18 protein-coding genes are annotated in these 24090 nt (G+C 65.3%); 11 read left to right on the top strand and 7 right to left on the bottom strand.

Going from position 1 to position 24090, the window contains the following annotated elements; translation table 11 throughout:
- Nucleotides 1–5: 5 nt before the first annotated feature.
- Nucleotides 6–1217 (bottom strand): DNA-binding protein, encoded by a 1212-nt coding sequence (locus P5W99_RS16600; RefSeq protein WP_434663886.1) that lies wholly within the window; start codon nucleotides 1215–1217, stop codon nucleotides 6–8.
- 1959 nt (nucleotides 1218–3176) lie between these two features.
- Between P5W99_RS16600 and P5W99_RS16595 the strand changes: the two genes are divergently transcribed.
- On the top strand, nucleotides 3177–4535 hold the full coding sequence (locus P5W99_RS16595; protein WP_421026290.1) for a replication initiation protein: 1359 nt from the start codon (nucleotides 3177–3179) through the stop codon (nucleotides 4533–4535).
- Nucleotides 4536–4673: 138 nt separating this feature from the next.
- Here P5W99_RS16595 and P5W99_RS16590 read toward each other — a convergent pair whose 3' ends face one another.
- Together P5W99_RS16590 and parA are read right to left on the bottom strand one after the other, a co-directional pair.
- Complete coding sequence (locus tag P5W99_RS16590; protein WP_434663883.1) at nucleotides 4674–5735, bottom strand: ParB/RepB/Spo0J family partition protein; 1062 nt, start codon at nucleotides 5733–5735, stop codon at nucleotides 4674–4676.
- Between the two features lie 24 nt (nucleotides 5736–5759).
- On the bottom strand, nucleotides 5760–6422 hold the full coding sequence (parA, locus tag P5W99_RS16585; RefSeq protein WP_421026288.1) for a ParA family partition ATPase: 663 nt from the start codon (nucleotides 6420–6422) through the stop codon (nucleotides 5760–5762).
- A 692-nt stretch (nucleotides 6423–7114) separates the two neighbouring features.
- Between parA and arsC the strand changes: the two genes are divergently transcribed.
- Both arsC and P5W99_RS16575 read left to right on the top strand, forming a co-directional pair.
- Nucleotides 7115–7483 carry an arsenate reductase (glutaredoxin) gene (gene arsC, locus P5W99_RS16580; RefSeq protein ID WP_421026287.1) on the top strand — a complete coding sequence of 123 codons (369 nt, stop codon included), beginning with the start codon at nucleotides 7115–7117 and terminating at the stop codon, nucleotides 7481–7483.
- 397 nt (nucleotides 7484–7880) lie between these two features.
- Nucleotides 7881–8435, top strand: coding sequence for an NADPH-dependent FMN reductase (locus P5W99_RS16575; RefSeq protein WP_434663878.1), 555 nt, complete (start codon nucleotides 7881–7883; stop codon nucleotides 8433–8435).
- Nucleotides 8436–8494: 59 nt separating this feature from the next.
- Here the strand turns inward: P5W99_RS16575 and P5W99_RS16570 are convergent, their stop codons facing one another.
- Both P5W99_RS16570 and P5W99_RS16565 read right to left on the bottom strand, forming a co-directional pair.
- Nucleotides 8495–9211, bottom strand: coding sequence for a hypothetical protein (locus P5W99_RS16570; protein ID WP_434663876.1), 717 nt, complete (start codon nucleotides 9209–9211; stop codon nucleotides 8495–8497).
- Between the two features lie 79 nt (nucleotides 9212–9290).
- The gene (locus P5W99_RS16565) at nucleotides 9291–11654 is read right to left on the bottom strand and encodes a response regulator (protein WP_434663873.1); all 2364 of its coding nucleotides are present in this window, start codon (nucleotides 11652–11654) and stop codon (nucleotides 9291–9293) included.
- Nucleotides 11655–12179: 525 nt separating this feature from the next.
- On the opposite strand from P5W99_RS16565, the gene P5W99_RS16560 reads away from it, so the two are divergent.
- The 7 genes from P5W99_RS16560 (at nucleotide 12180) to P5W99_RS16530 (ending at nucleotide 19397) form a co-directional block, all read left to right on the top strand.
- The gene (locus P5W99_RS16560) at nucleotides 12180–12548 is read left to right on the top strand and encodes a response regulator (protein WP_421026283.1); all 369 of its coding nucleotides are present in this window, start codon (nucleotides 12180–12182) and stop codon (nucleotides 12546–12548) included.
- Nucleotides 12541–13158, top strand: coding sequence for a chemotaxis protein CheC (locus P5W99_RS16555; protein ID WP_421026282.1), 618 nt, complete (start codon nucleotides 12541–12543; stop codon nucleotides 13156–13158). Before P5W99_RS16560 ends, P5W99_RS16555 begins: the two co-directional genes overlap by 8 nt.
- A gap of 50 nt (nucleotides 13159–13208) precedes the next feature.
- On the top strand, nucleotides 13209–14147 hold the full coding sequence (locus tag P5W99_RS16550; RefSeq protein ID WP_421026281.1) for a sensor domain-containing diguanylate cyclase: 939 nt from the start codon (nucleotides 13209–13211) through the stop codon (nucleotides 14145–14147).
- Nucleotides 14148–14388: 241 nt separating this feature from the next.
- Nucleotides 14389–15240 carry a presqualene diphosphate synthase HpnD gene (hpnD, locus tag P5W99_RS16545; protein ID WP_434663869.1) on the top strand — a complete coding sequence of 284 codons (852 nt, stop codon included), beginning with the start codon at nucleotides 14389–14391 and terminating at the stop codon, nucleotides 15238–15240.
- 25 nt (nucleotides 15241–15265) lie between these two features.
- Nucleotides 15266–16546, top strand: coding sequence for a hydroxysqualene dehydroxylase HpnE (gene hpnE, locus P5W99_RS16540; protein WP_434663867.1), 1281 nt, complete (start codon nucleotides 15266–15268; stop codon nucleotides 16544–16546).
- On the top strand, nucleotides 16546–18624 hold the full coding sequence (shc, locus tag P5W99_RS16535) for a squalene--hopene cyclase (protein WP_434663866.1): 2079 nt from the start codon (nucleotides 16546–16548) through the stop codon (nucleotides 18622–18624). Before hpnE ends, shc begins: the two co-directional genes overlap by 1 nt.
- Nucleotides 18625–18728: 104 nt before the next feature.
- Nucleotides 18729–19397, top strand: a complete 669-nt coding sequence (locus P5W99_RS16530) for a phosphorylase (RefSeq protein WP_421027047.1) — start codon at nucleotides 18729–18731, stop codon at nucleotides 19395–19397.
- 82 nt (nucleotides 19398–19479) lie between these two features.
- On the opposite strand, the gene P5W99_RS16525 is transcribed toward P5W99_RS16530, so the two are convergent.
- Both P5W99_RS16525 and P5W99_RS16520 read right to left on the bottom strand, forming a co-directional pair.
- A complete protein-coding gene (locus tag P5W99_RS16525) occupies nucleotides 19480–20586 on the bottom strand; it encodes an MlaA family lipoprotein (RefSeq protein ID WP_434663864.1) in 1107 nt (368 codons plus the stop codon).
- On the bottom strand, nucleotides 20583–23213 hold the full coding sequence (locus tag P5W99_RS16520; protein ID WP_421026276.1) for an MMPL family transporter: 2631 nt from the start codon (nucleotides 23211–23213) through the stop codon (nucleotides 20583–20585). Before P5W99_RS16520 ends, P5W99_RS16525 begins: the two co-directional genes overlap by 4 nt.
- A gap of 240 nt (nucleotides 23214–23453) precedes the next feature.
- Here P5W99_RS16520 and P5W99_RS16515 point away from each other — a divergent pair, with 240 nt between their 5' ends.
- Complete coding sequence (locus P5W99_RS16515) at nucleotides 23454–24062, top strand: MlaC/ttg2D family ABC transporter substrate-binding protein (protein ID WP_421026275.1); 609 nt, start codon at nucleotides 23454–23456, stop codon at nucleotides 24060–24062.
- The last annotated feature ends 28 nt before the right edge of the window (nucleotides 24063–24090 follow it).

Genomic DNA, 24090 nt, shown 5'->3' with positions numbered 1-24090 from the left:
AATGCTCACCTCACTGCGGTGCGGGCATCTTTCTTGCCGATGGCGAAGCGCGCGACGGCCTCCAGACGCGACGCGCCCAGTCCCGAGGTGTGCTCACATTCGGGACACGACAATTCGAAACGGCCATCGACCTCGGCCAACTCCGGCTCGCCGTCATCACAGTTCGGGCAATGCGCAGGCAAGCTCACCTGGGCGTCAATGCTCGTGCCGAGCCGCGCCAGATCTTCGTCGCCAAGACGGCCCGACTGCGCAAGCGCGCACAGCACGCCGGCCACCGAGCCATCGACACCTTGTTGCGCACGCAACGTCGCCACCTGACGCGTAAGCATGTCGATCTCGTCCGAGCGCTCGCGCAGCACGGCGTCGAGCCGGTCCGCGCGGGCCTTGGCGGTGGCCAGTTGCTGGATGAATTCGAATTCCTTCTTGCTTGCGTCGCGCTGCGCCGACTGCCAGGTGGATGACATCGTGCGCAGCGAATCGAGCTCGACCAGCATCGGCTTCACGCGGCGCTCGGCTTCAGCCAGCGCATCTTTGATTTGCTGCGCGTAGTGCTCGGTGCTTTTGCGCATGTCTTCGTGCAGACGGTCGATCCGGTCGCGCAACCCGGCGTTGGTGGTCTGCTCCATGTCGATACGCTTCTGAAGCGCCTCGTTTTCGGCCTCGAGGCGGCGCACGGTTGCCTGCAGACTGTCCTGATGCGATGCGCCGTGGGCAGACGCCGTCGCCAGCTGGTTTTCGAGTTCGCGCACGTGAGTCCAGGCCGCTTCGATGCGCGCCTCGCTGCGCTGAAGCATTTCATCGGCGGCGAGACTTCGGGCCTGGGCATCGCGCAACGCCTGCTCGGCTTCCTGGCGACCCGACTCGATTTCCTTGCGCTCGGCTTCGAGGGTCTGGCGGGCGAACGACAGGGCCTCTTCATAAAGCGCGCCGAGAAATTCGCCCGCGCGTTCTTCCAGCGCGGGTGGAATGGCGCCGCTGCCGACGCGTACCTTCGACGCCGCACGAATGCGTTGCCAGAAAAGCTCGATGTCCTTCGGAATGTCGCTGGCGCTGCCGGTCTGGGTCAGATCCCGGACGGTGGCCATTGAGGGACGAATGCCGAAGTCGAAAAAGAGCCGCTTGCAGGCATGCAGCGACAAGTCCTGACGCCTTGCGCCATCTTTGCGCAACGCATCGAGTTCTTCGCGAAGGGCGTGGCGATCTTCGTCTCGAATCATGGTCGTCTCTACGAGGGATAACGGATCGAATAATAACAAATTACGTATTGAATGATACGTTTATCGCCTTGATTTTTAGCGGATGAGAAATTCACATGACCGGGGAGCCGCAAAAGCCCATTTTGATGTCGCCAACGCTAGCGTTTCGTGAAACAAAGCTAAGTTTGTCCTGTAAGCCATTGTAAACGCTTGGTTTTCCAACGGTTAGCTGTTTATCGGGGTTGTTTCACGGGCTGATGTGCTGGCAATAAAGGCTTTGCAGCCCGGTTGGGGGTGTGGATATCCCGAAGGGCTCGCGGGGTAAAGGTACTTGAGAGTAATAAAAGTAAACACCCTTGATACCTGTTAAAAGACGTTAACGCCACGGCAAACCCTTGCCTGGCATGGGTTTCAGCCCGATGAGGTGAAGTTTTACGGGAGCGGTGGTGAGACTCTGCGGGACAGCCGGGTGATGGGCTTCGGGGAAAGCGGTGAGCGCCTGCGGGACAGGACGTGAGCGGGTTCGGGATGGACCCGATTCTTGACCTGGAAGCAAAGGTGAGTCAATACGGGGGCTATGCGTGATGCGGGCCCGGCTACATCGGGATAGTGGACGTTGTTACACGAACTGCAACGGTGAGGGGATTCGGGACGGCTCATTTGGCCGTTTTTTGGACTCAATCGACGTCGCCTGGGCACTGGGGTGAGATAGATCGGGAAATATCGCCTGGCGAAGGTGAAGTTTTTCGGGAGCCGAGGGGTATTTTGACCGAATTTTCGGCTGAGCGGACCTTGAGGTGAGCTTTTACAGGAGAGCAAGAGTCCTTGTTCACGCGGTAAAGCGTCGTGCTGGAAGGGATTCTCAATGTTTTTCGACGCCATCCATGTGTGAGGGTGAGTCTTTACGGGAACTTGTCGCAGTGCCGCGAAACGGGCCCCGTTCTTGATCCGGCATACGCAAGAGGTGAGTTTTTTCGGGAGTCGATTGAGACCAAAAAAGCTGCTCAGGTGAGCTTTTTCAGGTGCAAATCGGCGCTCGGGGACGCCGGAAGGTTGACAGGCAAAGACAAGGGACTGCCGTTGGGATTTCCGTGAATTCTGAAAGGTGAGATTTTTCGGGAGCATCTGGCCACCCGGTCGAGATTGGCTCATCGCCTCGCACGAGATCTTGAGGTGAGGTTTTTCGGGAGCAGCAGGACGCGTTGGCGGCCTCCGGTGCATTGTGGATAAGCCTAGGAATCTATTGGCTTTTTTGGTGTGCCGGAGGAAAGGTGAGGCTTTCCGGGAAGGATCGTGGTGGCTCGAAGCCGGCCTCTTCCGATTCAAAGGTGAGTGTTTTCGGGACTGGAAATGGCGGCATTCGGCTTGCTGCATTGTCCAGAAGGATTGCTGGATCAGGTCCTATGCAGCGCCGAAGGTGAGTTTTTTCGGGAGACGTGAGGCAAGCCGGGAGTTGGCGGTTCTCTCGACGGCTCGGGTCTGGCTGAAGCGAGGCCGCGGGACCGAGGCGCTGTAAGGACATCAGAGCATCGGAAGCGCTTTTTGTGTGGTGCGGCAAGTCTGTACAGCTGGCTCATCGTGAGCACGCAGGCCTGGCCCGGTGTTGCATCCATCGCGAGCGTGTCGGGAGCCGGTCTTGCAACCGGCAGGGCTTTTTTGACGGATCGATTGCGCCTGTCTGGATGGGCGGCGAGGTTCCAGCCTGCCGTTGTGTTTGCGCCAGGAAATTTTTTAGGTGAGTCTATTCAGGAGACGATCGACACCTTTCGAATAGACCGGAACGCGGGTGGCAAGCCGGAACCCCGAGCCGGTCGGGAACCCGGCGAACAGGCGCATACCGTCAAGGTGAGCCTTTCCGGGAGCACTTCGTGGTGAGGCACGTGTCGTGGCGCTGCTTCACCCGCAATGGTGAGGGGGAACCTGTAGACGCGTTTCACCACAGGCGGTATCCTTTCGCGAAATCTCACCTCGACCCGACGCATGGCCACAAAGCGCGTGAAAAAAACCGATGTGGTGAGCCCCAGTTCGGCGGAATTGCGCAAGGCCGTCGAGGCGATCGCGATTCAGCCGAAAAGCGGCAAGATCACCCTGTTGACCCGCAAGCTCTTCAACGTCCTGCTCGCCGTCGCGCAGCAGGCGGACGAGTCTGGCGACACCTATCGAGCGCTCCTGTCCGACATCGTCGCGAACTCAGCGTTCGACTCGAACGACACGGCACTCGTGAAGGAGCATCTGCGGCGCATGGTGTCGGTGCAGGTCGAATGGAGCCAGGGCACCTCGAGCCAGAAGCCGGGCCGCAAGTGGGGCATCTCCACGCTGATTGCCGACGCCGAAATTCTCGAAGATCCGGCCACACGCCGTGTCTGGGTGGAGTTCTCGTTCGCGCCCAAGATCAAGAAGAAGCTACTGGATCCGGTCCAGTATGCCCGGCTCAGCCTGCAATTTCAGAGTCAGTTGCGCAGCAGCGCAGGGCTCGCGCTCTACGAAATCTGCGTGCGCTATCTCACTAATCCGAGCCATCTGACGATGCGCGAAACGTGGGAGTGGTGGCGGCCGATCCTCTCGGGCACGCCCGATACCGAGGCCGGCGACGAAGCCAAGCGCGAGTACAAGTACTTCAAGCGCGATTACCTGCGTCCGGCCATCGCGGAAGTCAACGCGGTCACGAATATTTTTGTCGAATTGATCGAGCATCGCGAAGGCCGGCGGGTTGCCGAGATCCAGTTTCGCGTGACCGAGCGCAAGCAGCCCATGCTCGCGCTCGACGAGCATCCGAATGTCTTTGACAGCACGCTTGTCGACCGCATGGTCAAGATCGGCATTCCGCTGAAGGAAGCGCAGTCGCTTTACGCCGACAGCGAGGAAAACCGTATTCGTGCGGCGCTCCAGTTGACCGAGCAGCGCATGCGCAGCACGAGTCTGCCGCCCGTGCGCAGCGCCGCAGCGCTGTTCAAGGATGCATTGAAGAAGGGCTACGCGCCGCCGGTCGAGGACTCCGCGGCGGGCGCACCGGCCACGACGCGCGCCGTGGCCGGAAGCGTGGCTGCGGACGACCCGAAGGCCCGGCTGATGGACGAGTACGCGGCCTACCGGCGCAAGGAAGCGCGCGCGCTCTACGACGAGCAGGGCGAGCTCGAGCGTGAGGTTGCGCGCACGTCATTCGAGAACGACGAGTTGCCGGCGCTAGGGGCGCATCTGCGCGATGACTGGCGCCGCCGCGGCCTCGACTCGAAACTGGCCGATACGGCATTCTTCGACTGGCTTGCGCGCAAGACCTGGGGCGAGCCCACCGATGGCGATTTGCTCGCCTTTACGCTGAGCCAGTCGCGCGCGGCTTGAGCGGATAGCGTTGCGGTTGCTGGCAGGAGGGCACAGCGCAAGCATTCGCGGTGATCCGGTTTACGCTGGATTTGCGGCGAATTCCCAAAAGAAAAGCGGTCTTCACGTTCGTGAAGACCGCTTTTCTGCTTTCTGCGATTACTTCGCTTTCAGCATTTCTTCTATCTGGTGAAGGAGCGCATCGCGCCGATCTTTGGTGAGACCCTTCAAACGAAGTTCGAGTCGATCGTCGCCGTAGGACTTCAGATCGCCCACCGCCACGCCGTCGAGCTTGATCTCCAGACGCTGGGCATAGCGCTGCCGTCCGGCCGGCTTGGGGCTTTCTTGCGGCGCTGCCCGGCCCTTGACGATGTCCGCCACCTGGCGGGTGCTCAGATCGTCGGCAAGAATCCGGTTGATAAGGCGCAGCGTGGCGTCCGTGCCGCGCGCACCGTGATAGCGGCCGACCTGATAAGCCATGTTCGAGCCGAAGCGGTCGGGGCGTGCAACCATTTCGTGCATGACGGCTTCGGGCAACTTGGCGACGGACAGCGCCACGGCTACGGTCGACTCATCAAGGCCGAGGTGGTCGGCGAGTTCCCGCTGGCTCTGGAAATGCTTTTCGTCAATAAACCGCTTCCAGACGATGGCGTTATCGAAGACCGTTTGCGAATCGCGCTGGACGTTGAGATCGTAACCAAGCTTGTAGCTCTCGAGCCCGATGGGCAGATCGACAACGATCGCCTTGACGATCTCCTTGTTGGCTTCCTTGAGCGCCCGCACACGCCGACCACCGTCGCTGACGTAGTAGCTGCCCGGTGCGGCGTAATCGGGAATCACGTGGATGGCCTGCTGCTGCCCCTGCTTGGCGAGATTGACCGCGAGTTCGGCAATCGACGCCTTCAGATAAAAGTGACGCGGATTGAACGGACTCGACTTGATCGCCTTCAGTGGCAGTTCGATGATTTGGCCGGCACGATATCCGTGCTCGATACGCCACGCACGATATTCCGCGGATTCGTTTTCAGTCGAAGCAGAAGTGGCTTCCTCTGTATTTGCAACCGGCTCCGGCTGGTTTGCGCGGCCGACCGGTTCACGTGCCTTTGGCTTCTCCTGGACGAGGCCGTCGATGGCATTGAGTCGATCGAGCGCCGTGCGCTTTTCGCTGCTCGTCGTGTCAGGCCGTGCCTGAAAACCTTTGGCAAATTGTGATGGCTTCATTCAAGGTCCTTTATGCGCATAAAGTCAGGGGAGCATCGCCGCGATTTCGTCGGCGCATGCCCGTACTTCGACGGCAGCGAGCCGTGCGCCGCGATCGCTCATCTGCAGGACGGTTTGACCGAGGGCCATGGCCTGCTTGTACGCTTCGCGGGTGGGTATTTGGGTTTTGAGCAAGGGGAAGCCGAGCTCTTCCAGTGCGCGCTTCAGCTCGCGCGTGAGCATGCGCTTCTCTTCTGTCTTGTTCAGCAGGAAGACAGCCTTTAGATCTTCATTCATGACTTGCGCCTGCTGGATCAGCTTGACGAGCCCAACGCTTGACCAATAGTCGGCGGGTGAGGACGAAGTGGGAATAACGGCGATGGAGGCCGCAAGCAGGACCACGCCAGAAACCTTTTCGGTAATCGACGGCGGACAGTCGACGATGATGATGTCGTAGTCGCCGATGAATTTCTTGATCTCGCGGTGGATCTGGCCGCCCGCCTCTGAAAGATTCACCACTGGGAACGGGATGCCGGTTTCGCCATCGGCAGAGGCGCTTGCCCAGTGAACCAGTGTGTTCTGGCCGTCGGCATCGACCACGAGTACACGCTTTCCCTTTTCATGGAATGCTGCGCCGAGATGCATCGCGATCGTGCTCTTGCCGACCCCGCCCTTTTGCTGCGTGACTGCGATTATCTCTGCTGCCAATTGGTTTTCTCCTTTTTGCTAATTCTTTTGGATTTTACCTGGATTAAGTTGCGATTCAACGGCAGTTGTATGATTTTCATCGCATTCGAAGAAGCATTGGCCGTTTGGCCAAGGTTTATGCGCATAAAGGTCGATGCGGTGCCGGCATTTGCCCCGAATGTTGGCTTGATAGGTCCGTGGGAGGATGGCGTGCATGCCGGAAGCAATTCGTGTCGTGTGTAGTCAGCAGGCGGCCTTTATGCGCATAAAGATTGCAGCATCGAGATGGCTGCTGGCTGAGTGCCCAATGCCGTCTGTTGCCGTCTGAACCTGGCGAAACATGTCTGTGAGCCAGGTTGCATTTCTTCAAAGACCGGAGACTTTATGCGCATAAAGGTGCTGGCATGGGCTGGGCCGGCGTCCGTCCGCTCATGTATCGAGTGCCGATCGAATCAGTTCCCGTCGGTTCCTCCAGACGGGTTGTCGCTATGCCATTAAACGGAGCGAAGGCATCAGACGATCTCCCCGCCTTCTACCCTCGTCATCCAGACCGGTAAAATGAGCCACCCGCGCGAAGCCCGTCCAACGCGGCCGCATTTCTATTTGGCTTGGCCGGTAGAACTCACTCACTCCGAGTAACCGAACCGGTGCCTCGGCTACCCCTCCAATGTCCAATCCATTCAAACCGATCTTCACGTCCTGAACCTGCATCCATGATCACGATCTACCACAACGCGCGTTGCTCGAAGTCCCGCTCCACATGCGAGTTGGTCTCGACCACGTACAACAAGGCCAATGAACCCGTCGAGGTTGTCGAGTACCTGAAAACCCCGCTTACGGTCGACCAGCTGAAGGCGCTGCATGCCATGCTCGGGGGTCCGCTACTCGACATGGTTCGCACCAACGAAGCGGAATACTCTGCGCTCGGGCTCAATGTCAATAGCGCGACTGATAATCAGTTATACGAAGCAATCGCGAGCCACCCGGTTCTGCTGCAGCGCCCGATCGTCGTGCGTAACGGCCGCGCGGCGATTGGACGTCCGCCGGAAAACATCGCTGTGCTGTTCGATCGAGTTGCATAGGGTTGCTCAGGCAGCGTGACCGTTTTCCTTGGGGCGATCCAATCGGGCATTGCATCGGGCGCACCTTCGTGCCCTTCCAGCCCGGCACCGCATGCGCGCGTGCCGCGGCACCACGAGGCGCCGCCGCGGCGACGGACTCATTGCGCATACTTCGGGGGATGCCTCGATCCCGAAACTTGTCCGGCCGGATCGGGCTTCGCGCGGACTTGTCCACAAGGTTGTCCAGAAAATCTGTGGATAAATTTCCGCTCAGCTTGCTTATCCACATTGTCGATAGTGGTCGCACGCTTCATGCTGCCGTCCTTTTGACACACCGAGGATTTTTCTCGCGCCTATGATGGCGTTTCTCTCCCCTGCGCTTCGCGCACAATTTGAGGAAACCGAGGAGGACTCAGAGATGGCCTATCAAATTGCGGTCGTAGTTGGCAGTCTGCGCAAGGATTCGTGGAACCGGCAGCTCGCGCATGCCGTGACATCGCTTGCACCCGTCGATTTTTCATTCGAGTTTCTCGACATCGGCGTATTGCCGCTCTACAGCCAGGACTACGACGCCGATTTCCCCGAGGCCGCGCGTCAGCTCAAGCAAAAGATCGAGGCGGCCGATGCGCTGCTCTTCGTGACGCCCGAGTACAACCGGTCGATACCCGGGGTGCTGAAGAACGCTATCGACTGGGGCTCGCGCCCGTGGGGCAAAAATTCGTGGACCGGCAAGCCGGCCGCGGTGCTCGGCACGTCGCCGGGGGCCGTTGGCACGGCGCTTTCCCAGGCGCATTTGCGTAATGTGCTCGCGTATCTCGATGTGCCGACGCTCGGCCAGCCCGAGATGTTCATCAAGCACGATGCAACACGGATCAACGAAAAAGGCGAAATTATGAACGACGATACGCGCAAGTTCCTGCAAACGTTCGTCGACCGCTATGCCGAGTGGGTCAAGAGCCAATTGGGCCGTTAAGTCACATCACCTGGCCTGACGGGGCGCGGCGGCAACTCGCCGCCGCGCCCGATCGCCCTTCAATGACGTGTCGGAGGCTGCCCGGTCACGGGCCGATCCGGCGCATCGGACGCCCGGTGGTCGTGCGAGTCCTCTTCGTACTCGATGAACTCGTCGGGAATGCGTGGCGCGGCGGCCTCCGCGGGTTGCGTCGCCCGAGCGGCTGCGGGGGCGGCGGGCGCGCCCATCACCGCACCGGCGCCCGGCGCGCTTGCCGATGTGAGCACGGTGGCTTCAGCGTCGTTCATCGGCCGCGATGGCTGCACCGTGTCGCTGGCGGCGCCTGCTTCATCGTCGGCGGCCTGCTCCAGGCGGCGGCGCATCGCCTCGGCCAGATTCGCGAGGCCAAGTTCGTCGAGGGCGGAGTGCTCGCGCGCGACCGGGTCGGCGTCCGTCGCGGGCCAAGTCCAGTTGCCGCCGCGCACGGCGACTTCGAGTGCATCGTTGCCGCGCAGCGTGTTGCTGGCGAGATCCGCGTGGGCTTCGTCGGCAACGCGCACGCCGATCAGCACATTGCCCGATGGCGCGACGGGTTCGGGCGATGCGCCGGGGTTCGCGCGTCCGTCTCCGGTAGAAGAGAAGAAGCTCGACACGAGCCGCTCGATGCCGGCCAGCACACCTGACTCGTGTACGGGCAATTCGATGTCGCTGGCAGAAAATCCGCATTGCAGCAGCGCTTCTTGCGCATGCCGCGCTTTGTCGTAGGTCTCGAAGAGACCGGTCACGGTCTGTTTCATGGCTTGATCCTCCTGTAGCCGTTTCCACGTGCCGCATGACCCATGACGCAATCCGCGTGCCGGGCGTATCTATTCCGACCTACAGCGTCGCGTCCCGTTCCCGCCGCGCGCGCGTCTGGCGCTCAAGCTGGATGGCTTCCAGCATCTTCTCCAGCAATGCGATGTCGAAGGGCTTCGAGAGCACGCGCGCGTCCACGCCGCGCGTGCGCTCGAGCTCTTCCGCGTAACCGGTGACGAGGATCACCGGCAGCCCCGGCTCGCGTGCCTGTAGCGCCTCGGCGAGATCGATGCCGTTCATCGTGCCGGGCATGTGGATGTCCGAGAGCACGAGGTCGAAGCGCGGCGCATCGTCGTCGCTCGCACGCGCGGTGCGGGCCGCATCCACGAATTCCAGTGCGCTCGGCGCGTCGTTCGCGCAGGTCACGTGATGGCCCATCATCTGCAGCAGCGCCTCGGTGCCCGCCGCGACTTCGTCGTTGTCCTCGACGAGCAGCACGCGCAGCCCTTGCGGCGGATTCGCGCTGTGTTCGCGCGGCTCGGTTTCGCGCTGCGCGGCCGGCGCGGCGCTCGCGCGCGGCAGATAAAGATGTACCGAGGTGCCCGCGCCAATCGCACTGTCGATCGCGGCGAGCCCGCCCGAGCGCTCGCAGAATGCGAACACCTGCGGCAGCCCGAGGCCCGTGCCCATGCCCTTGGGCTTGGTGGTGTAGAGCGGTTCGAAGGCGCGCGCGAGCACGTCGGGCGACATGCCCACGCCCGTGTCTTCCAGCGAGACGTGCACGAATTCGCCGTCGAGCGGGAAGCCCTCTCCGGGCCGGAACGCGATATTGCGCGCCCGCACGGTGAAGCGTCCGCCGTTGGGCATGGCGTCGCGCGCATTGACCGCGAGATTGATGAGCGCGAGCTCGAATTCGGCGACGTCCACGAGCACGGTCCACACGGCCTCGTCGACGTCCATGACGAGCGCGACCTTCGCGCCGAGCGAGGCGCGCAGCAGTTCGCGCGACGCGGGCAGCCAGCGGCCGACCGAAATCGTTTCGTTGCGCAGCGGCTGCTTGCGCGCGACGCCGAGCAACTGGCGCGTGAGCGACTGCCCGCTCTTGAGCGCGCGCTCGACGGCAGAGAGTTCGCGCTCGAAGCCCGTCACGCCGCGCCGTCGCGCGATCTGCACGTTGGCCGAGACGATCATCAGCAGATTGTTGAAGTCGTGCGCGACACTGCCCACGAGATTGCCGAGCGCTTCCATCTTGCGCGACTGCCGGTAGGCCGATTCGATCGAGCGACGCATCGCGGCTTCGGCCTGCCAGCGCTCCCAGGCCTCCTCCTCGGCGGCGAGGCGGCGCAGCGAGAGCCAGATCACGCACCACAGCGCGATCGACGGCGTGAACATCGAGATGATCAGCACGCTCAGGTGCCGGTACCACGCGGACCAGATCGCCGAGGTGCGGTAGAAACAGGCGACGTAGACCGGATACGCGCCCACGCGCCGGAACGCGACGATCGCGTTGTCGCCGATCAGCTGCGAATGCATGCGCACGACGCCCGATTCCTGGCCGTGCGCGAGCGCGGCGGCGAACGGCGAGCCCGGCGCGACGGTGGCCGGCGCTTTCGTGCCGCCAGCGTTGCTGAATGTAGTCGCGCTGGCAGCCCGAGGCGTGGCGCTCGCCGCGCTCGTGGCGCCCCTGCCACGGGCGGCTCGCGCGCCGGGTGGCGGCTCGAAGGCGAGAACGGCGCCGTCGCTGCGCACGAGGCCGAGCGCCATCGGCGAGTCGTCGCCTAGCAGCTCGTTGTAGAACTTGTCGAAATAGCCTGGCCGCAGCGCGACCGACACCAGTCCGGCGAACGCGCCCGCGGCGTCGTGGCGCGCGATGCCGGTGTTGAACACCGTTTCGCCGCTCACCTGGCCCTGCATGACGCGCGAGACGTGGTCGAGCATGCGGCCGGCGCGGATGCCCACGAAGTCCTCGCGCGTGGCTATCGAGACGGACGGCGGCGGCGAGTAGCGGCTGCTCGCGAGCAATTCGCCGTCGCGGCCGAAGATCGACACGGCGGCCACCTGCGGATAGCCGCCGCCGATGCTGTCGAGTTTCTCGTGGATCTGCGCTTCGTTCGCGCGGATGCCGTTGTCGTCGAGGTCCTCCACGCCGTCCACGATGCGCGCGTCGAGCGCATCGTTCATGTCGAACACTTTGAGCGCGTGCTCTTCGGCTACGCGCACGGTGCGCAGCGTGGCGTCGGTGGCGTCGGCGTCGCGCGTGCGCAGGTCGTTCCAGGCCATCGTGGCGACGTAGACGCAGGGCAGCACGATCGCCGCGATCAGCAGCGCGATCAGCGTGCGGCGGCGCACCGTAAAGTCATGGCTGGGCGCAGCCGGGAACGGCGCTTCCTCGGCGCGCGGTGGCGGCGTGCGGTCGTCGGGCCCTGAGGGCCGGTCGGGATTCATCGTAGAGATAAGGCTGAAGGCGGCGGCGGAGCGTTGAGCATGGCTATCGACATGATAAACGACCGGGGTTGCGCTTCGGTTCGCGCGGGCGTATCGTGCGCCGCCGCGAGGCACGCGAAACGTGCGCGAACATCGGTGCGCTCGAGGCATTCCTCGACGGTTCCGTTGATTGCGCGACATTTCACGTAGCGCAAACGTACACAAAAGGATAATCGAGGGTCTTTAATGCGAACGCGGATTGTTTATTTCCAGAAAGGCCGCAAAATGGGTCGTTTTTGTTCGTCTAATGATTATCGGCGAGTTGCATTTGGTTCGATTTGCTTCGAGAATCGCGACCACGATTAATCTCGTGCACGCGCGCCGGCGTTGCATGCCGCGCAATATGCCGTGTTTTTCGGGGCGCTTCGCGTCCGCGCATTCCATGCGACACGCATAAATATTCCTCCACTCGCTAAAGAATTCGCGCTCGCGGCCGTTAATACGCTTTAACGCATTCCGTTCAACGCCCACTCAATTCGCATAACCATGTCTTTGCCCATCGTGATCGCCGACGATTCGCTGCTGGCCCGCAAGGTGCTCACGAAGGCGCTGCCCGAAGACTGGGATGTCGAAATTACCTACGCGTCGAACGGACAGGACGCGCTGGCGCTCTACCGCGCCGGCCGTGCGCCGGTCATGTTTCTCGACCTCACGATGCCCGGCATGACGGGCTTCCAGGTGCTCGAAGCCATGCAGCACGAGGACCTGAACACATTCGTGATCGTGGTTTCCGCCGATGTCCAGCCGCGCGCCCAGGAGCGCGCGCTCGCGCTCGGCGCGATGGCGTTCGTGCCGAAGCCGGTTACGCAGAAAGCGCTGCTGCCCATCCTCAGGGAGTACGGGTTGTATGCCTGATCAAGTGTTCACGGAAATGCAGCGCGACGCGCTCCAGGAGATCGCCAATCTCGGCATGGGCCAGGCTGCAACGCGCCTGTCGGGGCTCCTCGACGCGTTCATCGAACTCTCGGTGCCGCGCGTGCGCGTGGTCGCCGTGAGCGAGGCCGCGCAGGCGCTGCGTGAGATGACCGGCATCGACGGTCCGGTCACGGCGGTGCGCCAGGGTTTTCGCTCCGAGATCAAGGGCGAGGCGCTCGTGATCTGCCGCAGCGGCGAGATCGACGAGCTGGGCGCGCTGGTCGGCGGTCCGCCATCCGCGCGCGACGTGCTCACCGGGCAGGAGCTCATCTTCGACGTGGCCAACGTGCTCTGCGGCGCGTGCGTTTCGTCGATGCTCGACCAGCTCGGGCGCATGCCCGTGTTCTCGCAGCCGGGGTTGCTCGGCCTGGCCATCATGCTCGACGAGGTGTTCCAGCCCGGCATGCTCGCCTGGGATCTCGCGCTGCTCGTGGAGGTCAATTTCGCGCTCGAAGATCAACGCTTTCGCGCGCATCTCGTCATGCTGATGGCCGAGGAATCGATCCACCGCGTGAGCCGCGCCATCGACGCCCTGCTGCTAAGCCTATGAGCACGCGCGACCTGTCTGTCCCGGCGACGACCCCGGTCCCGGCGGCGGCGATGCCGTCACTCTCCGATCTCGTGGTGGAGCGCGTGGGCTTCGGCATCTTCGTGCTCGACCGCGACCTGAACGTGCTGATGTGGAACCGCTTCATGCAGGACCACAGCGGCGTGACGGCGGCCGACGTGATCGGCCGTTGCGTCTTCGAGCACTTTCCCGAGTTGCCGCGCGCGTGGCTCGCGCGCAAGGTCGAGAGCGTGTTCCAGCTCGGCAGCTTCGCGTTCAGCTCCTGGGAGCAGCGGCCCTGGCTGTTCCGCTTCGATCACGATCGCCCCATCACGGGCGGCGTGGACTACATGCAGCAGGACTGCACCTTCATGCCGCTCATGCAGGAGCGCGAGGTGATCGCCGTGTGCGTGACCATTTCCGACGTCACGCACGTGAGCGTCATGCAGCGCGAGCGCGAGGACGCAGTGGCGAAGCTGCGCGAATACGCCGACCGCGACGGCCTCACGGGCATCGCGAACCGGCGCTATTTCGAGGCGCGGCTCGCCGACGAATTCGCGCGCTGGCAGCGCTACGGCGGCGAGATGTCGGTGCTGCTGTTCGATCTGGACCACTTCAAGAAGATCAACGACGAATTCGGCCATGTCGCCGGCGACACCGTGCTGCGCGCCATGGCGCAGCGCGTGGCCCAGGTGGTGCGCAAGCAGGACGTGTTCGGGCGCTTCGGCGGCGAAGAGTTCGCGCTGCTGCTGCCGTGCACGCCGCTTGCCGACGCGTTGCGCGTCGCCGAAAAGATTCGTCACACGATCAGCGATGTGCCCGTGAAGGTGGAGGGCATGGTCGTGTCCGTCACGGCGAGCGTGGGCGCCGCCGCCGCACGGCCCGGCGCGACCGGTTACGAAGTCATGATCAACGAGGCCGATGCGGCCCTCTACAGCGCCAAGCGCGAGGGGCGCAATCGCTCCGTCGCGTGGGAGCACGCAATTTCCTGAGCTTTGGCCGTAGGGTCTGGCCCCTTTTCAGATGTTGGCGCTTTCCTCACTGTCCATGGCGGGTCGCGCCTGCGGCGGCGAGTAAAGATTGCTATACTTTTGGCCGTTTCCGGCCGTGAACCCTGAATGGCGTTCCGATAGGGCCGGTGCCTCGCGCGTGTCCGCGCGCGCGGGCGACCCGCGACAGGCGGGCCCGAATATCTGAAAAGCCCCGCCGGGGGCGCCCCCAGCGGAGATCGTCTTGGCCGTTTCCAACCTCGTCGTGGACGATACACAGCAAACCGACGCCGCCGCCGCTTCGTCGGGCAGTTCGTTTTATCTGGCAATGCGGATTCTGCCGCCAGCGCAGCGCGACGCCATGTATCAGGTCTACGCCTTCTGCCGCGCAGTCGACGACATCGCGGACAGCGACCTGCCGCGCGCCGAGCGTGCGGCGGGGCTCGACCAATGGCGCGCCGACATCGACGCGTGCTACGCCGGCACGCCGCGCGACTCGCTCGCGGCGCTCACGCGCCATATCCATACGTTCGGGCTCGCGCGCGAGGACTTCCACGCGATGATCGACGGCATGGCCATGGACGCCGCCGAGGACATCTGCGCGCCCGACGAAGCCACGCTCGACCTCTATTGCGACCGCGTGGCGAGCGCGGCGGGCCGCCTTTCGGTGAAGATCTTCGGCATGGCCGACGAGCCCGGCCGCCTGCTCTCGCATCACCTCGGGCGCGCCTTGCAGCTCACGAACATTCTGCGCGACATCGACGAGGACGCGGACATCAACCGCTGCTACCTGCCGCGCGAGCTGCTCGCGCGCGAGGGCATCGCGACGTCGAATCCGCGTGAGATCGCTGCCGATCCTTCGCTGCCGCGCGTCTGCGCGACGCTCGTGCAGCGCGCGCTCGCCCATTTCGCCGAAGCCGACGCGATCATGGACCGCACGCCGCGCGTGCAGGTGAAAGCGCCGCGCATCATGTCGGGCGTGTACCGCGTGCTGCTCGAGTGCACTGTCGAGCGCGGCTTCGATCTGCCGCGCACCAAGGTCGTCAAGCCGCGCGCGCGGCTCATGTGGATCGTCGCGCGCTACGCGCTGTTTTAGGGTCTGCTTACCTATGAGCATGCGAATGCCACGGCTCGTCCACGTGATCGGCGCCGGGCTCGCGGGCCTCGCCGCAGCGATCCGGCTCCAGCGGCACGGGGTCCAGGTCGCGCTGCACGAGGCCGCTTCCCAGGCCGGTGGACGATGCCGCTCGTACTACGACCGCACGCTCGCGCTTACGCTCGATAGCGGCAATCATCTCGTGCTGGCGGGCCATGAGGCCACGATCGACTACGTGCGCACGATCGGTGCCGCCGACGAGCTCACGGGGCCGGGCGAGTCGGCCTTCGCATTCATGGATCTCGCGGCGCGCTCGCGCTGGAGCGTGCGTTTTTCGCGTTCGCGCGTGCCGTTCTGGATCGGCGACGCCCATGCGCGCGTGCCGGGCACCAAGGTGTCGGACTATCTCGCGCTGCTGCCGCTCCTGTTCGCGAAGCCCGGCCGCACGATGGCGCAGACCATGCGCTGCGACGGCCTGCTCTGGGACCGCCTGCTGCGCCCGCTGTTTCTCGCGGCGCTCAACGTCGAGCCGCGCGAGGCCAGCGCCGAGCTCGCGGCCACGTTGCTGCGCGAGGTGCTGTCCGCCGGCGGCGAGGCATTCCGGCCGCTGATGGCGCGCAATGGCTTGTCGAGCGCGTTCGTCGATCCGGCGCTGCGCATGCTCCAGCATGGCGGCGCGGCGATCCGGCTCGATGCGCCGTTAAAGGAGATCGTGTTCGACGACGCGGCGAGCCGCGTCGTCGCGCTCGATTTCGAGAGTGGCTGCGTCCCGCTGGGCGAGGACGAAGCGGTCGTGCTGGCCGTGCCGGCCCCCGATGCCGCCGCGCTCGTGCCCGCGCTGCAGACGCCGCAGCGCCACACGGCTGCCATCACGCTGCACTTCGCCGTGGAACCGCCGCCCGGCATGGCCACGCCGATGGCGCTCGTGAACGGCACGGCCGAATGGCTGTTCGCGGGTGCGGGCCGCATTTCCGCCACGATTCACGATGCCGCGGCCTTCGGCATGTCCAATACGCTCGACGCGCTGGCGCCCGAAGACCTCGCGCGGCGCGTCTGGGCCGATGTGGCGCAAGCCGCATCGCTGCCGGCGCAGCCGCTGCCCGCCTGGCAGCTCGCGCGCGAAGCCCGCGCGGGCTTCGCCGCCGTGCCGCAAGAAGAATTGCGCCGCCCGGCGGCGCGCACCCGCTGGACCAACTTGACGCTCGCCGGTGACTGGACTGCAACCGGCCTGCCCGCCACGATCGAAGGAGCGATCCGCTCAGGCCGCAAGGCCGCGGACCTGCTTTTAGAGACCAGGATGTATTGATGAACGATCTTTCAGAGGCCATACCGGCCGACGACCTCGCGAACGCGCCGGGCGTCGCCACGCCGGGCGTCGCCACGCCGGGCGTCGCCATGCTCGACGTAGCGACCCCCCACGCATCCGCGCCTGCCGCCGGCGCAGACGTTGCCGTGATCGACGCGCTCGACGCCGCGGTCACGCGTGCGACCGACGCGATCCTTGCCGACCAGCGCGCCGACGGCCACTGGGTCTACGAGCTCGAAGCCGACGCCACGATTCCAGCCGAATACGTGCTGCTCGTGCACTATCTGGGCGAGGAGGCGAACCTCGAGCTCGAAGCGAAGATCGCGCGCTACCTGCGCCGCATCCAGCTGCCCGGCGGCGGCTGGCCGCTCTTCGCCGAAGGCGAGATGGACGTGAGCGCGACCATCAAGGCTTATTTCGCACTCAAGATGATTGGCGATGCCGAAGACGCCGATCACATGGTGCGCGCACGCGAGGCGATCCTCGCGGCGGGCGGCGCGGAAAAGGCCAACGTGTTCACGCGCATCCTGCTCGCGCTCTACGGCGTGGTCAGCTGGTACGCGACGCCGATGATGCCGGTCGAGATCATGCTGTTGCCGCAGTGGTTCCCGTTCCATCTCACCAAGGTCTCGTACTGGGCGCGCACGGTGATCGTGCCGCTGCTCGTGCTCGGCGCGAAGCGGCCGGTCGCGAAGAACCCGCGCGGCGTGCGCATCGACGAGCTGTTCCGCGGCGCGCCCGTCACCACGGGCCTGAACGAGCGCTCGCCGCACCAGAGCAAGGGCTGGTTCGGCTTCTTTCGCGCCGTGGACGGCATGCTGCGCATCACCGATCCGCTGTTCCCGAACTATCTGCGCCAGCGCGCGATCGACGCGGCGGTGGCCTTCGTCGACGAACGCCTGAACGGCGAGGACGGGCTCGGCGCGATCTTCCCCGCGATGGCCAACGCCGTGATGATGTACGAGGTGCTCGGCTACCCCGCCGATCATCCGCACCGCGCGATCGCGCGCCAGTCGGTCGAAAGGCTCGTGACCATCCACGCCGAGGAAGCGTACGTCCAGCCGTGCCTCTCGCCGGTGTGGGACACCTCGCTCGCCGCGCACGCGCTCATCGAAACCGGCGACGCGCGCGCGCACGAAGCGGCGCGGCGCGGCCTCGAATGGCTGCGCCCGCTGCAGATTCTCGACGTGCGCGGCGACTGGATCTCGCGCCGCGCCGCCACGCGTCCGGGCGGCTGGGCGTTCCAGTACGCGAACCCGCACTACCCCGACGTCGACGATACGGCCGTGGTCGTGGCCGCGATGCGCCGCGTGGACCAGATCGACCAGACCCACGCCTACGAGGAAGCCATCGCGCGCGGGCGCGAATGGGTGGTCGGCATGCAGAGCGGAAATGGCGGCTGGGGCGCGTTCGAGCCGGAAAACACGCACGAGTACCTGAACAGCATTCCGTTCTCGGATCACGGCGCGCTGCTCGATCCGCCGACGGCCGACGTCTCGGGCCGCTGCCTCTCGATGCTCGCGCAGCTCGGCGAATTGCCCGCGACGAGCGAGCCGGCGCAGCGCGCCTTCAACTACCTCCTCGCCGAGCAGGAAGCCGATGGCAGCTGGTACGGCCGCTGGGGCATGAACTATATCTACGGCACCTGGACGGCGCTGTGCGCGCTGAACGCCGCGGGCCTCGCGCACACCGATTCGCGCATGAAGCGCGCGGCGCAGTGGCTCGTCGGCATCCAGAACGACGACGGCGGCTGGGGCGAGGACGGCACCAGCTACAAGCTCGAATACCGCGGCTACGAGCGCGCGCCGAGCACCGCGTCGCAAACGGCGTGGGCGCTGCTCGGCCTGATGGCGGCGGGCGAGGTGAACCATCCGGCCGTCGCGCGCGGCGTGGCGTGGCTGCAGGCCACGCAGCGCGAGCACGGCTTGTGGGACGAAACGCGCTTCACGGCCACGGGCTTTCCGCGCGTGTTCTATCTGCGCTACCACGGCTACCGCAAGTTCTTCCCGCTGTGGGCGCTGGCGCGCTACCGCAACCTCAAGCGCGACGGCGCCACGCACGTCACGGCCGGTTTGTGACGATGGCCGTGGAACCTGCAACCGCCATCACCGCAGCGCGCGTGCAACGCACGAAAAGCACGAATGGCACGCCAGCCACGCTGCCCGTGATCGCCGTGACCGGCATGGCCTTCGAGGCAAGCATCGCGGCGGGCAAGGGCGGCGATGGCATTGCGGCGGTCTACGCCGCGCGCGCCGATCTGCTCGAACGCGCGCTCGCGGCGGCGCTCGATCGCGGCGCAGCGGGCGTGATCAGCTTCGGCACGGCGGGCGGCCTCGGGCCGGATCTCGAACCGGGCACGCTCATCATTGCCGACGCCGTGGACGGTCCGCTCGGCCGCATCGCCTGCGATGCGGTGTGGAGCAAGCGCATGGCGGCGGCGCTGCTCGACTCGCCGCTGGCCGCGCGCATGCGGCGCGGCGTGGAGGCCGCCGTGTCAGCGCCGCTCACCGGCGCGGCGGACAAAGCGGCGCTGCACCGGTCGAGCGGCGGCGCGCTCGCTGTCGACATGGAGTCGCATCTGGCTGCGGCTGCCGCCGCGGCACGCGGCCTGCCGTTCGCGGTCTGCCGCGCGGTGGTGGATCCGGCCTGGCGCAGCCTGCCGAAGGCCGCGATGGCCGGCTTGCGCGACGACGGCTCCACGGCCGTTCTGCCGATTCTGCGCGAACTCGCGCGCGATCCCCTGCAACTGGGCGGCCTGCTGCGCGTGGCCGCCGACGCCGGCGCGGCGCGCAAGACGCTTACGGCGGCGCGGCGCGTGCTGACGGCCTCTGGCGCGTTTTTTCCGGAGTGAGTTGGCTGCTGGGCGGTGCGGGCATCGGATGACCGGGGGGCCTGGAGAAGGCGTCACGGTGGCGCAAGCGCGCCACCCCATGTCACGGAGCCGAAACCGCCGACGCGGGAGCAGCAGCCGAGGCCGCCACGGGTGCGGATGCCGATGGTGCGGGCGCGGCAGCCGTCGCGCCGCTCGCCGCAGTCGCAGTCGCAGTCGCCGCGCCGGCGACGCCCGTCGACTCGCCCGGATCCTCGTAGTTCGGCAGCCCGTTGTTCGAAGCACCCGATCCGCTCGATCCGCCCGATCCGCCCTTGGCGCCCGAACCCGCCCCATCCGGCGAACCGCCCGACTCGCCCGGATCCTCGTAATTCGGCAGGTTGCTGTTGCCCGGCTTGCCCGATCCACCAGCGGCCCCGGCGGCCCCGGCGGCCCCGGCAGCGCCAGCGGCACCCGACGCGCCCCCAGCGCCTTCAGTCCCCTCCGCGTCCGGATCGCCGTAATTCGGCGGCGGTGCATTGTTCTGCGAGCCGCGAATCAGCGACTGGCGCTGCTGGCTGTATGCATCGCGCACGAACGAATACGGGTCGAGCGCGGCCTGCTTGAGCAGATCGGTCGCGCCAAGCAGGTCCGAGCGCGCGCTCACGAACTGCATGATGTAGAACGGGTTGCGCACCGCGGGCTGAAAGTAATTGATGACGTTGAACTTCACGTCCACGCCCATGCCGATGCCGTCGCGCACGTCGCTCGGCCCGAACAGGGGCAGCACGAGGTACGGGCCGGCCGGCACGCCGTAGTGGCCGAGCGTGAGGCCGAAGTCCTGATGGTGCTTCGGCAGCCCCGCGAGCGTGGCGAAGTCGATCAGGCCGCCCAGCCCGAAGGTCGAATTGATCGCCATCCGCATGAGATCCTGGGTGGCGTCGGTGATCTTCAGCTGCAGCAGGTTGTTGGCAAAATTGCTCGCGTCGCCGAGGTTCGAGAAGAAGTTCGTGATCGCCTGGCGCACCGGCTTCGGCGTCACCTTCTGATAGCCCTTCGCGATTGGCTGCGCGATGTAGGTGTCGAGTTTGTCGTTGAACGTGAAAATCGCGCGATTCGCGGGCTCGAACGGGTCGCCCGGCTTGCGCTCGGGGCCCGTGGCGCAGCCCGAGGTCACGAGGAGCACCAGGCTCGCCGCCGCCATCGTGAGCGCGGCTTGTTTTTTCTTCATTGATCAATCCCCTGGATTTGCGCTCGTGCGCGCTTTGCGCGCGGCTTGCCCATCAACACCGGCTGGAACACCACTGCGCCGATCAGCGTGCAAAACAGCGACAGCGCGAGCAGCTTGCCCATGCTCGAGGTGCCCGGATGATGCGAAAGCCACAGGCTGCCGAATGCTGTCGCCGTGGTGGCGGCCGAGAACAGCACTGCATGCGTGAGGCTCGACTGCAGGAGGCCGGTCTGCCCCGCGCGCCACGCCATCACGAAGTAGATTTTGAATGCGACGCCCACGCCCAGCATCAGGGGAAGCGCGATGATGTTGGCGAAATTGAGCTGGATGCCGAACACAACGCACAACTCCAGCGTCACGAGCGCCGAAACCAGCAGCGGAATCAGCGTGCGCAGCACGTCGCTGAAGTTGCGCAGCGTGATCCACAAGAGCGCCGTGATGAGCAGCACCGACCAGCCCGCGGCCTGGAAGAACGCGAGAATGATCACGTTCGCCGAATGCAGGATCGAGATCGGGCCGCCGATGGCGCTCGGCTCCGCTTGCTTCACCGCATGCGCGAAGCGCGCGAGCATGATGTCGTCGTTGGGGTCGACGCCGGCCGGCACGCGCGGCGCGATATCCACGATCGCCTGGCCCGTGACTGGCGAGACCCAGTCGTCGACCATCGTGCGCGGCAGGTTCTCGCGCGTGATGGGCGAAGGCTGCAGCAGCCGCGCGAGCTGCGCGAAGGCGAGCTTGAGCGGCAGGCTGAAGGCGGCTTCGGCGCGGTCGCGCGTGGCGGCGTCGGCGTTCGCGAGCTTCACGAGACTGTCGGAAAGATGCTTGGCCTCGGCGGCGCCCGGTCCCGGGTGATCGCCTGCCGCGAGCGCGAGCTGGCGCGCCGCGCGCTTGAGCGTGTCCACGCGCACGGCGTCGGTGACGGGCGCGGACGGCTGCTGCGTGAGCGCGGGCAGCAGTTGCTGCGCGGCGCTCGAGATCAGCATGAGCTTTTGCTGTTGATCGTCGGGGATCAGCGAGCTGAGCGTGGTGGCGCGGGCCACTTCGGGCAGCTTCGCGAGCTTCGCGGCGATCTTGTCGGCCTCCGCGAGATTGGGCGCGAGCGCGCTCACATCGTTGATCGAGATGACCGGCGAGTTCTTGAGCGCGATGAGCGTGGCCATCGACTCGGTATGCGGGTCTTTCAGGTGCAGCGGATTGAAGTCGAAGCGCAGATGCAGCAGCAGCGGCGTCGCGCCCAGCACCACGATGAGGGTGGTGATCAGCACCGGCTTGCGATGCCCGGCGAGCCAGGTGTCCACTGGCGCGAGGAACGGGAAGCCCGGCGAGGCGCGCTCACCCTTGGGCTTGAACACGCTGATGAGCGCCGGGAACACCGTCATGTTCGCGAGGTACGCGACGAACATGCCCACGCCGGCGATCTGGCCGAGCTCCGAGAGGCCCTTGTAGGCGGTCGGCAGGAACGAAAAGAAACTTTCCGCCACGGCGATGGCGGCGAGCGTGAGCGGCACGCCGATGGTGCGCGCGGTCTTGAGCAGCGCCGTTTCGAGGCGCTCCTCCTCGAAACGATGCTCGCGATACTTCACGCCGAACTGCACGCCGAAGTCGACCCCGAGGCCCACGAACAGCACCATGAACGCGACCGACAGCATGTTGAGCGAGCCGATCATCATGAGCCCGAGCGCGGCCGTGATGACGAGGCCGATCACGAGCGTGACGAGCACCGCGCCGATCAGGCGTCCCGAGCGCAGCGCGAGCCAGAGGATCACGAGCACGACGATGGCCGTGACGATGCCGTTGAGCGCGGCGCCGTCCTGCACCGAAGCGAACTCCTCGTCGGCGAGCGGCTGCTCGCCGGTCAGGCGCACGTGCGCGCCGTATTCGGTGTCCAGATGCAGGCGCGCGGCGGTGTCGCGGATCGCCTGCGAGGCGCTCGCGCCGGCCTTGAGCGCCGCAAAATTCAGCACGGGCTGAACCGTGACGAATGCAAACGCGGGCTTTGCGGCCGAATCCTTGTCGACGAGCGCGCGCCACGAGAACGCGGCGGGCTTGCCGGCCAGCACCTGGTCGACTACGCCGGCGGCGCTGCCGAGCAGCGACGCCATTTGCGGCAGCTTCACCTGGCCGATCGTGAGGGGCAGTTGCAGCGTGGTCGTGAGCGTGCCGGCGAGCCCGGCGAGGCTCGGATCCTTCGCGAGCTGGTTCACGAGCGGGCGCGCCTGCACGAGCTGGCCCGTGGTGGAGAGCACGGTCTGGGTGGGCGGGAACAAGAGCCCGTTGTGCTCGAAGAACGGCCCGCCCGCGGGCTGCGAAACGGCGCTGAATTCGTGCGCATCCTGCTTGAGCGCTTCGGCGAGCTTGTCGGCGGCGGCGTCGGCGAGCTCGGGCGCCTGCGCCTCGACCACCACGAGCAGCGACGCGCCGCGCTGCGGGAACGCCTTGTCCTTGGCGTTGCTGAGCGCGGCCCACTCGGCCTTGTTCTCGACGAGGCCGCTCACGTCCGTATTGATCTTGAAGTGCTTCGCGACGTACACGCCGCTCAAGGCGGCGAGGACGAGCGCGAATGCGATGACCCACGCCGCGCGGCGAACCGACCAGGCGACGAGGTGGATGATGAATGGCTTCAGCATAAAGGCGAGGGGGCCTTGTCGATAAATTCTTGACGGAAAGCGCCCAAGTATACCGGCCTCGCTCCTCCGGGCGCGGCTTGCGCACGCGAGCCATGCACTAAAGCCGTTATACTGGCCCGGTCGGGGCGGGATCGGGCCTGATGGGGCCGGTTCAACGTCGATCGAACGTTGGGCCGGGCTTGTTCCGGGCCGCCGTGCCGGCGCCTGATATTCACTGTTCAAGAACGCTCAAGAACACGTATGAAACGCTATCTGACCGCATTTCTCGCCGCCGCCTTTCTGTCGGGCGTCTCTGGCACCGCCCTCGCGCAATCCTCGCCGGACGCCGTCGTCAAGAGCGCGGTGGAAGGCACCGTGAAGGCGATGCAAGCCGACCCGCAGGCGCGCGGCGGCGACATGAACAAGATCACGAGCGTGGTCGAGACCCACTTCGTGCCGGCCACCGACTTCAAGCGCACCACGCGCATCGCGATCGGCAAGGCCTGGACCACGGCCACGCCGGAGCAGCAGCAAAAGCTGTATGAGCAATTCCAGCTCCTGCTCGTGAAGACCTACGCCTCATCGCTCTCGCAGCTGCGCGACGCGCAGGTCACCTTCAAGTTCGTGCCGTCCAACACGGGCGCGGGCGCGAAGGACACCGTCGTGCAGTCGCACGTGCTCAGCAACGGCGGCGACGATGCCATCGACTATCGCCTCGAGCGCGGCGCCAACGGCTGGAAGATCTACGACATCAACATGATGGGTGCGTGGCTCATCCAGGTCTATCAGACCCAGTTCGCCGACCAGATCGCCAAGGGCGGCATCGACGGGCTCATCAAGTATCTCGTCGATCACAACGCGCGCGGCTAAGGCGAAGCGCGCTGCGCGGGAAGTACGC

Origin of the sequence: Paraburkholderia sp. A3BS-1L, assembly GCF_051125215.1 — a bacterium.
Taxonomy (GTDB): domain Bacteria; phylum Pseudomonadota; class Gammaproteobacteria; order Burkholderiales; family Burkholderiaceae; genus Paraburkholderia.
Note: the sequence above shows the minus strand (reverse complement) of the source record. Positions and strands in the feature narration are given on the sequence as shown.

Coding starts and splice junctions, on each gene's coding strand:
- P5W99_RS16530 (WP_421027047.1), top strand. CDS start 18,729: ATGGCCTTCGAGGCAAGCATCGCGGCGGGCAAGGGCGGCGATGGCATT.
- P5W99_RS16560 (WP_421026283.1), top strand. CDS start 12,180: ATGTCTTTGCCCATCGTGATCGCCGACGATTCGCTGCTGGCCCGCAAG.
- P5W99_RS16550 (WP_421026281.1), top strand. CDS start 13,209: ATGCCGTCACTCTCCGATCTCGTGGTGGAGCGCGTGGGCTTCGGCATC.
- P5W99_RS16570 (WP_434663876.1), bottom strand. CDS start 9,211: ATGAAACAGACCGTGACCGGTCTCTTCGAGACCTACGACAAAGCGCGG.
- P5W99_RS16565 (WP_434663873.1), bottom strand. CDS start 11,654: ATGAATCCCGACCGGCCCTCAGGGCCCGACGACCGCACGCCGCCACCG.
- arsC (WP_421026287.1), top strand. CDS start 7,115: ATGATCACGATCTACCACAACGCGCGTTGCTCGAAGTCCCGCTCCACA.
- P5W99_RS16600 (WP_434663886.1), bottom strand. CDS start 1,217: ATGATTCGAGACGAAGATCGCCACGCCCTTCGCGAAGAACTCGATGCG.
- hpnE (WP_434663867.1), top strand. CDS start 15,266: ATGCCACGGCTCGTCCACGTGATCGGCGCCGGGCTCGCGGGCCTCGCC.
- P5W99_RS16590 (WP_434663883.1), bottom strand. CDS start 5,735: ATGAAGCCATCACAATTTGCCAAAGGTTTTCAGGCACGGCCTGACACG.
- P5W99_RS16555 (WP_421026282.1), top strand. CDS start 12,541: ATGCCTGATCAAGTGTTCACGGAAATGCAGCGCGACGCGCTCCAGGAG.
- P5W99_RS16595 (WP_421026290.1), top strand. CDS start 3,177: ATGGCCACAAAGCGCGTGAAAAAAACCGATGTGGTGAGCCCCAGTTCG.
- P5W99_RS16520 (WP_421026276.1), bottom strand. CDS start 23,213: ATGCTGAAGCCATTCATCATCCACCTCGTCGCCTGGTCGGTTCGCCGC.
- P5W99_RS16575 (WP_434663878.1), top strand. CDS start 7,881: ATGGCCTATCAAATTGCGGTCGTAGTTGGCAGTCTGCGCAAGGATTCG.
- shc (WP_434663866.1), top strand. CDS start 16,546: ATGAACGATCTTTCAGAGGCCATACCGGCCGACGACCTCGCGAACGCG.
- P5W99_RS16525 (WP_434663864.1), bottom strand. CDS start 20,586: ATGAAGAAAAAACAAGCCGCGCTCACGATGGCGGCGGCGAGCCTGGTG.
- P5W99_RS16515 (WP_421026275.1), top strand. CDS start 23,454: ATGAAACGCTATCTGACCGCATTTCTCGCCGCCGCCTTTCTGTCGGGC.